The following is a 13884-nucleotide window of genomic DNA, read 5'->3' on the forward strand; positions in this document are numbered from 1 at the left end:
TGAGTTGATCTCGGGTAGACCACCGGCAGATACGTTCTTGAAGAGTAATTTGAAAGGAGAAGTTGGAGCAGTCACCACCGCCAAGAAGGCCACAGACGGTGGAAAAACGGTTCGGAAAATGGATGATGACATAGAAACACCGAAAGGAAACACCGACATCGATGTCAAGTTGAGTGACGGAACGGCGATCGAGGTGAAAAACTTCGATTATGCCGACGTCACGAACCGTCCGCAGTTCATGATCGACGATGAAGTCTCGAAGCTTACGGCAAAGCTGGAGAAGTATTCCGTTGAGAGCGACTCAGTAGTGGTAGCGACGAGAGGAAACCCAGAGTCGGCGGAAATCCCACAACGAGCCCTGAACGATGCGGACATCAGCGATGGAACGACTGTCGAGTTCAAAAATATTGAAGATATAGACCAGTTATAAAATACAGCCAGTAAAACGATCGCAAAATTCAAAAGTATTTGACGCCCATTTGCATTGGTATGATTGACGGATATCAAATCTGTTTTCTATCCGACAGACTGACAAACTCTCAGTTGGAACAGTCTGTCGAAAAAATCATACAGCACGGGCTGGAATTAGATCCCGACCAGCTGGACGGTACCGACGTTTCACCGAAACAAAGCGTACAGGAAGTGCTATCGTCGAACGATCAAAATATTGTTAGCTTCGAATATGATGCGTATACGACGGTTCGGGTATGGCGTGATCCCGACGACACCTCAGCGTGGACCAATCCGGAACTGATGCTGTCACTTAGCATCGATGGAACTGCTGGCTTCGAAAACGAAGCCGACATCGTTGAAGACAGATTTGATATCTTACTCGACATCGTCGCTGATATCGTTCCGGTTGTCAAACCGGAATACTGTTGGGGAATGCTCCCCCACAATCACGAGCACGCGGTTCAGTATCAGCCGACTGAACGGCCGATCGTTGAACACATTGATAGTCTTTCGTGGATCTCTGTTTTCGGCCCCACACTGGTAGCTGATCTCGGAGGGCGCGATCGAGTTCTTTCTACACCTGCGGCCCGCGTCGAAGAGTTAGAGACTGGCCATATACTCGTCGTAAAAACTGCGGATTTCTTTGATTACAATTTTGATGGCGACGCGATCGATCAATACCTTCTGGAAGGCACACCGTTGGCAGAGATTGAGGCCGAAGCTTCCACCAGTGACTCACAAGTGAGCGGAGAGACAATCGCGTTCGACGATCCGTTCCGCGACTTCGAGCCGGGAGATATCGGAGCCGACGTCGTTGTTGAAAAAGACGCGGTCGGAGGCGAAATCTCCAACGGTGATCTTCACCTTCGGAGGGTGAGGGTGGACGAGAACAGTCATCTTCGGGATGTCAAAACGAACGAGTTCGCTCGTCGTCTCTACGGTCCAGACGGCCAAATTGGCACCCTTCCATCCGATATAACAACCGATGAAGAACAGTTCTCACCGCTCGCTCTCAATGGCGTCCCGGTCGAATTTGTCCGACTTACCGTTCCCGATGGAGAGAATGTGATAACGAAGTGTATGGCCCTCGATGTCGATGTCAACAAATTCGAGTTTCTCGTCCGTCTCAGTACCTCAGTTCTGGATAACGGGTACGATCAAGCGGACATCGCTGCTACGGAAAGCCTTCTCGATTCGATTGACTCTCTCGAGGACCAAGCGAATATTGACCAACTTATTCGACAGCTTTGAGGTCAACAACCCCGACCTCAAGGGTCGGGGTATCCGCCTCGACCGCCGATGAATCGACGACATGCAGGTCTTAGTGCTATCAGATGGAACTATTGAGACTGCTTATCCGAACTCTGGAAGTGCGGTAAAGAGATGGGTGTCCGACCTAAATGATGGACAAGGAGGTTTTGTCGATACAACATGACTTCTCCTGACCAACATACTAACGTGGAAATGAAATTCCACTACGATCAACAATACCGAGAACAGGTTTCCAAGGGTAATCCCGACCGTTGGATAGATATGTCATTGTCAGCTATTGGTGAAGACATCTATGGTGGTTCACGTGGTGTTGTGACGGGTTCTGCCTGTATCATCGTGCTTGATTTGTTGGATTCCATAGAAGGACTTCGTTCTAATGATAGGGGGATCATCACTTTTGATGATGGACCTTCGTGGTTATCGATCGCTAAGTGCGATGAGAGCACTGTCGAAATCGCAGCCTGCCACACATTGAAAGGTGCAAAAAGTCCGAAGAATCGATTAGACATTTCCCAGACTATAGTAGTGACACAACAGGCTTGGGAAGAAGCAGTCCTTGAGCTCTCTCGAAAATTCTATGGCAAAGTCACAGATATAAATCCCCATATCCGAAATGACGAGATAATCGAACAAATACGCGAGAAAATCAATACCCTAACTGGGAGTGGAGAATAAGTAGACCCTCTGGTTAGTCGATAATTCGGTTAGCCCACAGGATCTACAGGCGGAGCAGGCCGAGTGCCTCGAGGCTTGACCCCGAGGCGGTTCACTACGTATTCAGGAGAACGAGAACTTGCTCGAGACGCAACTGATCGCCAAACGCGGCGACGACGTCGGCAAGTCAGCCTCAACTGGCAGTCGATGGGCACAGCGCTAGAATGAAGGAGGACTTGGACAGAGCTGTGAGGTCCGCTACGAGCACCTCCAAGCGGACGCTCGAGATACTGCGTGGACGCGGCCGAGGATCGGCACTGATGCTCAAGCAAATCGATCACCGCGGCAAGCACTTCATGATCAGTGACGAGAACAGCGTTGACAACGTCGCTCGTGAACGGTGTCGGCGAGCCGAACTGCTCGAACGGCAGGCTCAGCGAGAGCTCCGTGAACTCGAGTGTGCAAAAGCAGTCGCTGGACCAGATGGTACAAATCTTGATATTGTGGTGATCGACCGGTGACACGGAACGTTGTGGACCGAGAGACACACCGTATTTCCTGAAAAATAGCTCAAATAGAGATCAGCTGTAAGCAGCGAGGAAACTCTCTTTAGACGATGTCGACTTGGCAGCAGAAGAGAGTCTTCGGGAGGGGGTATCAGAGTGTAAATCGGTAATATCGGCCAAGAGACGGCTAATCCGTGGATAAGAGCATTGAGTATCAGTTTGTCAAGCTCGCTTCCAGACACCGTGGCAGATGGGCAATAATCAATTCGCCCCTGAAGGCAAGGGCAGTGACGTCGAGTTGAAAATTCGTCTCGGTCAGCTAACCGCGGTTGAGAGAAGCCGAGTCCACTGGCAAACTCTGGATTTCCGTGAGTAAAGGAATTGGCGCCTGAACGAAAGTATCGAAGTATAACGAGTCGTGCTACTTGAATCGTTCCGTGATCTGACTCAACCGGTTGTCATCACCAACTTTGTCGATCACGAGATCAGGATCAACCGAAAGGCTGTACATATTCGTCATTCCACGTCCACGCCCACGGCCGCGACGGTCACCCTCAAAAACATTCTTATGTGTTAAATAATTGAAATTATTTCTGAAGGTGCCCTGCTGGTAAGTGTCGGCCCCAATTTCTTTCGTAAACCGCTTGTATCGACGATAGAGTTGTGTTGTCCCCTTGCACCCAGAGGAAACGCGCAACCAGAACATCCACTTCGTGGATTCCCGCGTCTTTAGGCGCGGGAGAATGTCAATTTATTTGTTGTTCCCTGATCTTCAACTCCTCGAGTCCGCGGACGAAAGCGGTTCGGCGGGCCTACGACGACGAGTTTGGACCTCTCGTACTATATAAAAGAACCCATTTATTCTCGAGCCGTGATGTAAGCCTATGATCAAAATAGCGTTCGTCTGTGTCGGGAACGCTGGCCGCAGTCAGATGGCGACCGCGTTCGCCGAACAACTGCAAAGCCAGCGGCAACTCGAGGATAGAGTCTCTATTGTTACTGGTGGAATCGATCCTCATGATCACGTTCACGAGGACGTGATTACGGTGCTCGACGAGGTAGGGGTTGACATCGCCGATCGGAAACCACGCGAAGTCACGGAAGATGACGTTGCTGACGCTGAATACGTTGTCACGATGGGGTGTTTGATCGACGAATTTGCCCCCGATGACTGGGATGGGACAACAGAGACGTGGGAACTTGACCATCCTGGGGGTGACAATTTGGACGCTGTTCGATCTCAACGCGATGAGATTCAACAGCGTGTTGAGGACTTTTTTGATCGGATCGAACTATCTGACACGCAACAATAAGCGGACCCACCAATGGCTAGAGAACAAGTCACGGTCGAGGCAGATGAAACGAGCCCATTAGATACGTTTCAGCAGTTCTTTTCGCTTAAACGGGATGTGCTCGTTCTCTCGCTGGCGATGTTCGCGTTCAGCCTCGGGTTCCAGATGACAAACCGGTTCCTCTCGGAGTACCTCGTCTTTCTGGGAGCCTCAGGCCTCGTCATCGGAATCTGGGGATCATTTGGGAACGTGATCGGTGCGGTGTATCCGTATTATGATGGTGTAATCTCAGACCGTGTCGGTTCTCGCTATGCCCTGACCGTCTTTGGCTTTCTGTCGGCGATCGGGTTCGGCATCTGGCTGGCAGCCGCCTTCCTTGATCCCATCGATCTTGGTATCCTCACCATTGAGCCGTGGGTGTGGGTGTTCGTCGGCCTGTTGCTCGCTCAGTGCTGGAAGTCTTTCGGCATCGGTGGCCACTATGCCATCGTCAAGCAGGCCACGGAACCGGATCGTCTGGCTCGCGGGTTCGCTAGCACGGAGACATTCAGGCGGACGGCATTTCTGCTCGCCCCACTGATTGTCGCGGTGTTGGTCGCCGACGAGTTCATGCCGGGGTTCCTGTGGGTACTCGTCATCGGGATCGTCTTCGCCCTTCTCGGGACGATCGTCCAGCACGTCATGTACGAGGCCGAAGAAGATTCCGTAGGCTCTGAGTTCGAAGGCTTCGGACAGATCCTTGACGATCTTAGAGCGCTCCCAGAACCGTTGCGGCCACTGCTCGTGGCGGATACGTTCGTACGGTTCGCAAATGGGATGGTGTATGTGTTCTTCATTTTGGTGATCACGCAGCTGATGGAAATCGGCTGGATGGTGAACCTGCCCGTGGTCGGTGCGATCGATCTGGCTCCAGCAGCGTTGTTCGGGGTACTCACGGGGATCGAGATGCTTGTTGCGCTCCTGACGATGGCACCGGCGGCGACGATCGCCGAACGGACCGGTCTCAAACCGGTCGTCGGCTTCGGATTCTTTGTCTACGCCGTGTTTCCGGTCATGCTGATCTTTGCACCAGAGAACGTCTGGGTTCTGATCGCCCTGTTCGCGTTTTCCGGATTGCGATTTGCTGGCCTCCCAGCACACAAGGCGTTGATCGTCGGTCCAGCAGAACGGGGAGCGGGCGGCCGAGTCACCGGGTCCTATTACTTTGTACGGGGCGCTATCGTGATCCCCAGCGGTTTGCTCGGGGGAGTTCTCTGGGACTACGTAACTCCCGAGACTGCGTTCACGATCGCGTCGATTATCGGGATGGTCGGGGTCATATACTTCGCTATCTACGGGAAAGAATCTGAGGCGTATCAGTAGATGTCCATCATTCTCTTCTCCATTCTCCGATATCCCACTTTGTCTTTCAACGACGCCACGCAAGCCCCGTCCTCAGAGCGGGGTAGTTGACCTCTGCCCCAAATCCGACCGTTTGGCCAAAATGAGTATGGAAAGTCAAAATTGACATCCTCCACACGACTGAAGTCCTGTCTCTTACCTATCTTTTTGGAGGAGAGAATCCCGTCCTTCAGGACGGGCGTGAGTCCGACGACGCCTATACAGTCCACGTTTTGCAGCAGTACGGATATCTAAGTTTCATTCTGTCGTAACATGACGTACACCGAGGCGGTCGCACCGCCCACTCAAATGCACAATATCGGGACTCCGAGAATCAGAACGTTCGAGACACCCATCTCGAACCGCTGTGGTGTCTCGGTACAAGATAACTCCGAGTCCCATGCCGGGATAGGAGTAACGGCGGTGTGGCCCCGTCCTCAGAAATCTTCGATTTCTGATGGGCTGCACGAGAACGTTGTTCTCGTGAACGCCATCGGCTTGTCATGCCGACAGGTCGTAAACCAGCAAATATCCCAACCCAGCGGCGCGGTGCCGTGGGAAGCCTTGCCGTCGTCGGGCTTTGCCCGACTGCTTGAGGGATCTCCGATCCCTCTCCGTTTACGGCAAGGAGGAGGTCACATGTTCGCGGTGTTCCAAACAAGCGTTTTAGACGCTCGCGACCTCGATTTGCGACCGGAAACTCGAGGTGAGGATCGGTTCGGGTGGCAATCTCAGTGGAGGGGGTGGACGAATGCGGGTGTGCGATATCGTCGAAATCGATCCTTAAGCCTGGTAAGGCCCATGAATACCGGGAGTTGTGGTCGTATTCATCGATCCGTTCTCTCATTACAGCGGCTCCATTTGTGGGTGACAGACAGGTTTTTAGGCGCGGGTCAAGCGGTAGGCCCGATGCAACGTCCGACATCGATGGCCAGACTGGATTTCCACCGTAACCGTTTTGCTGTGGTCTGTCCTAGCATAGAGTGATACGAATACCGTGAGATGCCGTCCCTGAATAGATAAGGGGTGTGACGAACGCGGTCTGTTCGTCACACGGCGATGACATGGTGTTCGACGGGGCCTGTTTGACCGGGCCACGTCCCTATACAGGGCGAGAGTTTCTCCGGTATCAAGCGAGAGCGAAGCTCTCTCGGAACCGTCGGAAGACTGTCTCTTCCGAGATGCTGCCGGTTCCCCTTGAGTGCGGGTTGGAGCCTCGAACGCCACGCTCGGCGGAAATCCGATGGTCGGATTCCACGGTCTTCAGGGCGTGGAGGTGGTCAATTTCGCATCGTCGATTCGGAGCGAGGCTAGTGCTGCTCGAGCGTATCAATAGATTGGAACCGCTCTACAGCCGTGTCGAACGCCTCGGACGTGTTCAGATTCTCGAACGTTCGAAGCGACGCGTGGCGCAGGATCTCCGCTTGATCGACTGTGACGTACTCCAGTTCGGGGAGGGCATCGATAATCCCCCGTCTGTCGCGAGCGAGCGCCGTTTCGCAGGCGCGCACCATCGCGTGTGTCCGATAGACTGCCTGGATCGTCTGTAGCCACTCGTCAGGCTGCGGGATGGCTGCGTCATGGCCGGTGGCGCGATCGAACAGGAACGCGGCCAGTGACGGTTCGACGAACGGCATGTCACAAGCGACGACGAAGGCGTATTCCGACTCGACTTCCCGAAGTCCAGTCAGAATCCCCATCATCGGTCCCTGGTCCGGTTTGGGGTCCTCGGCGAAGGTCGGTTCAGGCTCGACTCCGGCCAGTGCCGCTTCAATGGCCGGTACCTGGTCCGGCTGGCAGTTGACGACGAGTTCGTCGACGACGGGGACGACTCGATCAGCGACCCGGCGTATCATTGGTATCCCTGCGAGGTCGGCGACAGCCTTGTCCCGCTTACCGAAGCGTCTGGATTGGCCGCCGGCGACGATGAGCCCTGCACGCATGCCGTAGCCGTTTGTCGAGTCATAGAAAAATCCGTCGGTGACTCAGCCTACTGGTACGACCGAGTATGATGATATATAGACTATGACTGATATTTGAATTAAATATCACTGTAAAAATGATGATCTACGTTGTTGATGGGATAAAATCGGGTAGCGCTGTCGAGCACCAGTTGAGTAGGGCTGCAAAGATATATGATAGAATTCTCATTGACATAGTCGAAAATCCGGAGCATTATACACGGTAGGGTACAATAGTATAGCAATGGCAACGGACGACAGCCGGCAAGACGAGCCACCAGGGTGTGAGTTAGCTCTGTCCGATACGGCGCTCGAGAGCGTCACTGATCGTTCACTTGAAACTCAGGTCGAGATCTTCTCGACGCTTGGCAACGAAACCCGATATCGTATTCTGTTACTACTGTCGCTGGCAGACGAACCCGTCTGTGGATGCGAGATCGAACCGTACGTCGACGTCGGACAGAGCAGCATCAGCCAATCGCTGTCACGCCTGCGAAAAGCTGGCCTCGTCTCGAGGACGAAGGATGGTCGATGGCGATACTACGAACCGACTGAAAAGGGCAAAAAAGTCATCGCACTTTCGGAGACAGAAACCGACAAAATGGCAGCGGTTTCTGACTGATACGGTCTACTGTAACGATTTCCCGCCGATCACCAGCGGCGGGGTCATGATCGTCGGTACGTGACGACAGCAGTCCGTATGAGTGCGGATCAGGCGGTTTCGCTCGTCAACCACCTCGGGGTCAAGCCCCGAGGCACTCGCCCTGCTATTCCTGTAAGGGGAAAGACCGTCGAGGAATTCGGTTTAATTTCATCAGGGACGCGGTGAGTCTCCCGATTGCCGTTCACGAACTCCTTCTTTTGCCCAGTACTGCCACTGTATGTCGCTATTGTACATTACAATTACTTACTGACAACATGTGGGCGAACGGCATGAACAATTACTAATATTATGATACGGTAATATGGCGAGTATGGGTATCACGAAAGATCGTGGGGCGAACCACAGGTGGTCCAGCTAATGGCGCTGGAGATTACCGAGAAAGACCATGGAGTCACGGATGGTGTCTCGAGACGCAGTGTCCTGAAATCCATCGGTCTCGCGGCTGCGGGGGCGAGTCTCGGCGGGACGTACTACTTTACGGATGTCGGAAGCGCGGATGATCCACTCGAGTACGATATCGAAGAGGTGTCGACGGCCTGTTGGATCGGCAAACAGGACTGTACGATGCGGGCAAAGGTCGTCAACGACCGTGTCGTCCAGCTCAAACCCGATCCGAACGACGAGGTGATCGATGGACTCTGTCCGAAAGGCGTCTCGACGGTCGCAGATCTCTACGACCCGTATCGAATCAAACAGCCGCTCAAGCGAGTCAGTGGCGAGAAAGGCGAAGTCGGTGAGTTCGAGCCGATCTCGTGGGAGCAGGCAGCCGAGGAAATCGGCGAGGAACTCGGCCCGATGCTCGAGGACGACCCTCGCCGAGTTCACTTCCAGATCGGCCGCGTGAAAGGCGCAGAGTGGCATATGGACGGCTGGGTTGCGGCCCTCGAGGAAGCGTACGACGAGGGGATCAACGTCCGTGGCCACGGCAACGTCTGTGCGACAGGGAACAAGATGGCGCTCAGCCGGATGGGGGCAGGATTCTCGTCGCCCGAACCTGATTTTCACAACACCGAGTTCTTCCTGAACTGGGGGTGGAACGCGACGCAGGCCGGTGGCCCACACCTGTGTAATACGACCTACTCCCGGGAGATGTCCGAAGGGTACGAAAACGGGATGGACGTCGCGGTGCTCGACCCCCAGCGACGGGGATCGGGCCAGTGGTGTGACGAGTGGATGCCGATCGAACCCGGCACCGACCTGGCGTTTTTCCTCGCGTTCAATCACGTGCTCCTCGAGGAGGAGTACATCGACGAGTGGTTCCTCAGGAACACGACGAACGCTCCGTGTCTCGTCTATACGGAAGGCGACAATGAGGGCGAGGTCGTCCGTGCGGCCGATGTTGACGAGATCGACGCCGATTCGGAAGATCCACTCGAGTCCGACGCGGCGATCCTCTGGACTGAAGGTGAGGTCGTCTACGACGAGGAGGCCGAGGAACTCACGACACATGAGGAGACGCTGCCCGACGACCCACACGATCCGACCGCGGTCGGTACGGCCGCACTGCGTGTCGATGATGACCTCGAGGTCGACGGCGATGAAGTGCGACCAGCGTTCGAACTGTTCGAAGAGAACATGGCGGAGTACGACCCCGAGTGGGCGTCCGAAATAACCGATCTCCCCGCCGGACAGATCCGACGTGTGGCCGAGAAGTGGGGCGAGGAGGCCCGAATCGGCTCGACGACGACCGTCGAAATCAACGGCGAGCGCCAGCAGGTTCCGTACCGGCCGGTCTCGATGTCGCTGTACCACGTCAGCCAGCAGGAACTCGGTCCAACCGCAATGCAGGCAGGGATGATGCCGCTGTTCCTCGTGGGTGCCGTCGAAACAGTCGGAAGCAGTCGATCCGGCTATGTGAACGCACCGGACCCGTCCCACAGGGAGCACGTCCGTGAACGGGCGTTCGATCCCGAGGAGTCACTCACCTGGGAGCCCGACGCGCCGGACCTCGAGGGAACCTACTTCCACCCGGACGCAAACGGCTCCTACGCCAAGGTTCCACACGTCCTCAACAATCCGGACGAGTACAACCTCCCGCACGATCCCGAGGATATGGCTGTCGTCGTCTGTTATGCGAACCCCCTCGCCGGTGCGCCCAACAGGGACCGAAGTCGAGAGGGGTACTCCCAGTACGGCACAGTGATCGCCGTCGATCCGCAGATGAGTGACACGGCGGCGTACACCGCCGACTACGTGTTGCCCACGACGACCGTCGACAAGTTCGAAAACGCCAAAGACGGGATGAGCAACACCCACTACACGAGTTCGACGCGAACGGCCCCGATCCCGCAGCTGTGGGAGTGTCGTGACGAGGGTGAGATCTTCAAGGATCTCGCCGCCGAGCTCGATGCTGGTGACGAGTACGTCGACTACGTCAACGACGCGTTCGAACTCGAGGGCGAGGACGCGTTCGACGACGTCGATGAACTCACCGTCGAGGAGTGTCTTGACCGCTCACCACGGTACGGCGAAGAGTACCGAGAGGGACCACAGAGCGAAGAACGGCCACTCGATGAACGCTACTGGGTGCTCATGCCGGAGTCGGACAACCTCGACGAGGATATCCACCGGACTGAGTACAGTCCGTTCGGCTTCAAATGGCAGTTCTACCTCGAATCGTTCGAACTGCTCGGCGAGAACGTCCGCGAGGGCTTCGAGGACGAGTACGGCGACGACGCCGACGAACAGTTCCCATACATCCAGGATATCACTGGCTTTGCACAGTGGCGCGAGCCGACCATGTGGAACTCGCCGGATGAGTACGATCTGACGCTATTCGATTACAAACAGATCGAACACAAGCAGTCCCGAACTGCACAGAACCCGCTGCTCAACGAACTCGCACCGAACAACTACATCCGAATGAACTCACGCGACGCAGCAGAGATCGGCGTCTCTGACGGCGATCGGGTCGTCGTCGAGAGCCACAACGCGGTCACTGGCGACACCTACGAACTCGAGGGTGATCTGATGGTTCTCGAGGGAATCAAACCCGGAACGATCGCGATTCCGTACGGGAACGACACCCACACCCAACATCCGAACGTCAAGGCGCTTGACGAGGGCGCGAATCCGAACGACCTCTTCGACTCCACAGAAGGGTACTGTTCGTGGTCGGCCGATCAGTCGTTCCACATCCGTGTCAAAGTCGAACCCGCAGGGGGTGATGGCGAATGACTCAGATGGGAATGGCCATCGACTTGGAGCGCTGTCAGGGCTGTCGCGCGTGCGTGTTGGCCTGTAAGACGGAAAACGACACGCCCCGTGGCGCGTTCTGGATGAACGTCTTCCGCCATGAGGAAGGCGAGTTCCCGGACGTCGACCAGGGCTTTACGCCGAACCCGTGTCATCACTGCTCGGAGCCTTCGTGTACGGAGGTCTGTCCGACTGAGGCCCGCTTCAAGCGGGAATCGGACGGGATCGTTCTCACGGATTACGACACCTGTATCGGCTGTCGATACTGTGAGGTTGGCTGCCCGTACGGCGTCAACTACTTCCAGTGGCGCGAATCCGAGGAGGGACAGTACGGCTTCGCTTCCGAGGACGAACTCACACAGGAGGTCCACCAGAACCTCCAGGAACTCGACGCGGAGTACGATGGTGACGATCGGCCATGGGCCGATTACAGCCTCGGTCAAACTCAAGAGCCACGCGGTAACAAGATGGGCGGTGGCGACCACAAGGTCGGCACGATGGGCAAATGTACGTTCTGTGTCCATCGTCAAGACGGCGACGACGAGAACCTCCAGGGGACGACCGCCTGCGAAGAGGTCTGTCCAACCAACGTCATCCACTTCGGGGACATGGAAGATCCCGAGAGCAAACCTCGCCAACACCTCGAGGCCAAAGGCAACACGCAGCAGTGGGAGATGCTCAAAGGCACGGGTAACGAGCCGAACGTCGTCTATCTCGGTGACAAGCCAACTGGTGACGCTCGGAACATGGAGGACGACTACAAAGATCCAGACGACGCGATCAACGCCGAAAGCGGACGCGAGCCACAGTACCTCGCGACTGACGGGGGTGAAGTCCAGTGAGCGCAATTGATGCGGACGTCGAGCGACTCACGGAACCGCTCCGCGGAACCTCGACCAAGTTCTACATCGCACTCGCTATCGCAGCGATCCTCTCGTTCGCGACGGCGGTCGCGTATTTCACCCAGCTCCGGTTTGGGATGGCCGTCACCGGCCTTCGCGGCTGGGGAACCCAGGGTGGCGTCCCGTGGGGGCTGTACATCGGGACGTTCATCTGGTGGATCGGGATCGCCCACGGCGGCGTTGCGATCTCCGCTGCGGTCCGACTGTTTGACTTCGAGGAGTTCTTGCCGATCGCCCGGATCGCCGAGATCCTGACGCTGATCGCGCTGCCGATGGCGGCAACGAACATCCTGTTCGACATCGGCCGTCCCGACACGCTCTGGGTGATGATCGCCAACTGGCCGTCGACAGTCCAGAGTTCGCCGCTTACCTGGGACATGACGGCGACGTTCCTGTATTTCATCATGGCAGGAACGTACCTCATCATCACGCTGCGCAACGACATCTACGACTGCTGGCAGCGTGGCACGCTTCCGACGGCGTTTAAGCCCGTGTATCAGCTGTTGCTGATCGGCTACCGTCCAACCGAGCGCAAGAAGACCCACCAGATGGCGTGGTGGATGGCGATCGGCATCCTGCTGCTCGTGCCGTTGATGAGCGGTGGCGTGGTCCCGTGGCTGTTCGCCACGATGGGAATGCACCCCGGCTGGTTCGGTGCCTCCCACGGACCCGCGATGTTCGCTGAATCGATGACTTCGGCTATCGCCGCCGTGGTCATCACTGCGGCTGTGTTCCGATGGGCCTACGGCTGGGACGACGTGATCGGTGATGAGATCTTCCGTGGCCTGAACAAGGCGCTGATCGTGCTCGTGTTGGTGACGCTGTGGTTCCTCGCCCAGAGTCTCGTCACCGGCTCCTACCCGGCTGCACCCGCCGACACCGGCCAGCTTACTGAATCGCTTGTGAGCGGAAGTATGGCGGTCCCGTTCTGGCTCGCTGTCGGCGGTCTGCTCGTCGCACTGGCGTATCTCGTCGCCCAGGCGCTTCAGCCGTCGCTGTTCAGCGTGGCCGCATCGGCAGTCGCTGCCGTCCTCGTGACCACGGCGATCCTGCTGAAGAAGATCGTCTTCGTCATCGAGGGACTGCTCTACCCAACTCGAGATCCACTCGCGAGCATGTTTGCCGAAAACTCCTACTGGCCGACGCTGACCGAGTTCACAATGGCGTTCGGGACGATCGCCGTTGCCGTCCTCATCTTCCTCGTGGCCACGAAGGTGATTCCGATCGTCGAACTCGAGCACGCCAGATCGACGCCAGATGAGACCGACGACGCCGATGTGGAGGTGAGCGAGGCATGAGTCTTGGTCTGTGGGTGATCTTCGGCCTCGTGCTCATCCCGCTGTACGTGACGTTGCTCGGGTGGCTCTTTGGCGAGCCACGCGACTATCGGACCGCCGGTATCGGTATCGGAATCCTGGCAGGGTTGCTCCTGTTGATGCTCGTGGGCGCGCTCGTCCCGATCGGATTCCAGGTCATCATCCCGGGCTGAGACCAAACTTCCGTATCGAAGAGACCAGAAACGACTCCGATTGCCTCTCGTGGGGGGGAGTTCACTCCCTGATTTCAAGACATGTATTCGCTATTCCCAATATGAATCGTCTACCA

General features: G+C 56.1%; 13 protein-coding genes. 11 read left to right on the forward strand and 2 right to left on the reverse strand.

All coding sequences use genetic code 11. The features are described from left to right. Positions 1-37: 37 nt before the first annotated feature. From DV706_RS18635 to DV706_RS18650, 4 genes are all read left to right on the forward strand, one after another. Entirely contained in the window at positions 38-430 is a 393-nt protein-coding gene (locus tag DV706_RS18635) for a hypothetical protein (protein ID WP_136350969.1), read from the forward strand. Between the two features lie 59 nt (positions 431-489). After that, on the forward strand, positions 490-1704 hold the full coding sequence (locus DV706_RS18640) for a hypothetical protein (protein ID WP_136350970.1): 1215 nt from the start codon (positions 490-492) through the stop codon (positions 1702-1704). A 180-nt stretch (positions 1705-1884) separates the two neighbouring features. Further along, positions 1885-2400, forward strand: a complete 516-nt coding sequence (locus tag DV706_RS18645) for a hypothetical protein (RefSeq protein ID WP_006067046.1) — start codon at positions 1885-1887, stop codon at positions 2398-2400. 299 nt (positions 2401-2699) lie between these two features. After that, positions 2700-2900 (forward strand): hypothetical protein, encoded by a 201-nt coding sequence (locus DV706_RS18650; protein ID WP_006067047.1) that lies wholly within the window; start codon positions 2700-2702, stop codon positions 2898-2900. A 406-nt stretch (positions 2901-3306) separates the two neighbouring features. On the opposite strand, the gene DV706_RS22520 is transcribed toward DV706_RS18650, so the two are convergent. Continuing rightward, on the reverse strand, positions 3307-3591 hold the full coding sequence (locus DV706_RS22520; protein WP_083902062.1) for a hypothetical protein: 285 nt from the start codon (positions 3589-3591) through the stop codon (positions 3307-3309). 178 nt (positions 3592-3769) lie between these two features. Here DV706_RS22520 and DV706_RS18660 point away from each other — a divergent pair, with 178 nt between their 5' ends. Both DV706_RS18660 and DV706_RS18665 read left to right on the forward strand, forming a co-directional pair. Further along, positions 3770-4198, forward strand: coding sequence for an arsenate-mycothiol transferase ArsC (locus DV706_RS18660; protein WP_006067048.1), 429 nt, complete (start codon positions 3770-3772; stop codon positions 4196-4198). 12 nt (positions 4199-4210) lie between these two features. Further along, entirely contained in the window at positions 4211-5539 is a 1329-nt protein-coding gene (locus DV706_RS18665) for an MFS transporter (protein WP_136350971.1), read from the forward strand. A 1328-nt stretch (positions 5540-6867) separates the two neighbouring features. Here the strand turns inward: DV706_RS18665 and DV706_RS18670 are convergent. Further along, the gene (locus DV706_RS18670) at positions 6868-7500 is read right to left on the reverse strand and encodes a molybdenum cofactor guanylyltransferase (protein ID WP_006067051.1); all 633 of its coding nucleotides are present in this window, start codon (positions 7498-7500) and stop codon (positions 6868-6870) included. A gap of 262 nt (positions 7501-7762) precedes the next feature. Between DV706_RS18670 and DV706_RS18675 the strand changes: the two genes are divergently transcribed. From DV706_RS18675 to DV706_RS18695, 5 genes are all read left to right on the forward strand, one after another. Beyond that, positions 7763-8140 carry an ArsR/SmtB family transcription factor gene (locus DV706_RS18675; protein ID WP_006067052.1) on the forward strand — a complete coding sequence of 126 codons (378 nt, stop codon included), beginning with the start codon at positions 7763-7765 and terminating at the stop codon, positions 8138-8140. A gap of 399 nt (positions 8141-8539) precedes the next feature. Continuing rightward, positions 8540-11359 carry a molybdopterin-containing oxidoreductase family protein gene (locus DV706_RS18680; RefSeq protein ID WP_006067053.1) on the forward strand — a complete coding sequence of 940 codons (2820 nt, stop codon included), beginning with the start codon at positions 8540-8542 and terminating at the stop codon, positions 11357-11359. Then, positions 11356-12219 carry a 4Fe-4S dicluster domain-containing protein gene (locus DV706_RS18685; RefSeq protein ID WP_006067054.1) on the forward strand — a complete coding sequence of 288 codons (864 nt, stop codon included), beginning with the start codon at positions 11356-11358 and terminating at the stop codon, positions 12217-12219. Before DV706_RS18680 ends, DV706_RS18685 begins: the two co-directional genes overlap by 4 nt. Further along, the gene (gene nrfD, locus DV706_RS18690; RefSeq protein ID WP_006067055.1) at positions 12216-13577 is read left to right on the forward strand and encodes an NrfD/PsrC family molybdoenzyme membrane anchor subunit; all 1362 of its coding nucleotides are present in this window, start codon (positions 12216-12218) and stop codon (positions 13575-13577) included. Before DV706_RS18685 ends, nrfD begins: the two co-directional genes overlap by 4 nt. Next, positions 13574-13768 (forward strand): hypothetical protein, encoded by a 195-nt coding sequence (locus DV706_RS18695; protein WP_006067056.1) that lies wholly within the window; start codon positions 13574-13576, stop codon positions 13766-13768. Before nrfD ends, DV706_RS18695 begins: the two co-directional genes overlap by 4 nt. Positions 13769-13884: the final 116 nt, after the last annotated feature.

This window comes from Natronorubrum bangense (assembly GCF_004799645.1).
In the GTDB taxonomy this organism is placed as follows: domain Archaea; phylum Halobacteriota; class Halobacteria; order Halobacteriales; family Natrialbaceae; genus Natronorubrum; species Natronorubrum bangense.

Bases quoted from the DNA above. Each gene is read 5' to 3' on its own strand.
- DV706_RS18640 (WP_136350970.1), top strand. From the start codon at position 490: ATGATTGACGGATATCAAATCTGTTTTCTATCCGACAGACTGACAAAC.
- DV706_RS18645 (WP_006067046.1), top strand. From the start codon at position 1,885: ATGACTTCTCCTGACCAACATACTAACGTGGAAATGAAATTCCACTAC.
- DV706_RS18650 (WP_006067047.1), top strand. From the start codon at position 2,700: ATGCTCAAGCAAATCGATCACCGCGGCAAGCACTTCATGATCAGTGAC.
- DV706_RS22520 (WP_083902062.1), bottom strand. From the start codon at position 3,591: ATGTTCTGGTTGCGCGTTTCCTCTGGGTGCAAGGGGACAACACAACTC.
- DV706_RS18660 (WP_006067048.1), top strand. From the start codon at position 3,770: ATGATCAAAATAGCGTTCGTCTGTGTCGGGAACGCTGGCCGCAGTCAG.
- DV706_RS18665 (WP_136350971.1), top strand. From the start codon at position 4,211: ATGGCTAGAGAACAAGTCACGGTCGAGGCAGATGAAACGAGCCCATTA.
- DV706_RS18670 (WP_006067051.1), bottom strand. From the start codon at position 7,500: ATGCGTGCAGGGCTCATCGTCGCCGGCGGCCAATCCAGACGCTTCGGT.
- DV706_RS18675 (WP_006067052.1), top strand. From the start codon at position 7,763: ATGGCAACGGACGACAGCCGGCAAGACGAGCCACCAGGGTGTGAGTTA.
- DV706_RS18680 (WP_006067053.1), top strand. From the start codon at position 8,540: ATGGCGCTGGAGATTACCGAGAAAGACCATGGAGTCACGGATGGTGTC.
- DV706_RS18685 (WP_006067054.1), top strand. From the start codon at position 11,356: ATGACTCAGATGGGAATGGCCATCGACTTGGAGCGCTGTCAGGGCTGT.
- DV706_RS18695 (WP_006067056.1), top strand. From the start codon at position 13,574: ATGAGTCTTGGTCTGTGGGTGATCTTCGGCCTCGTGCTCATCCCGCTG.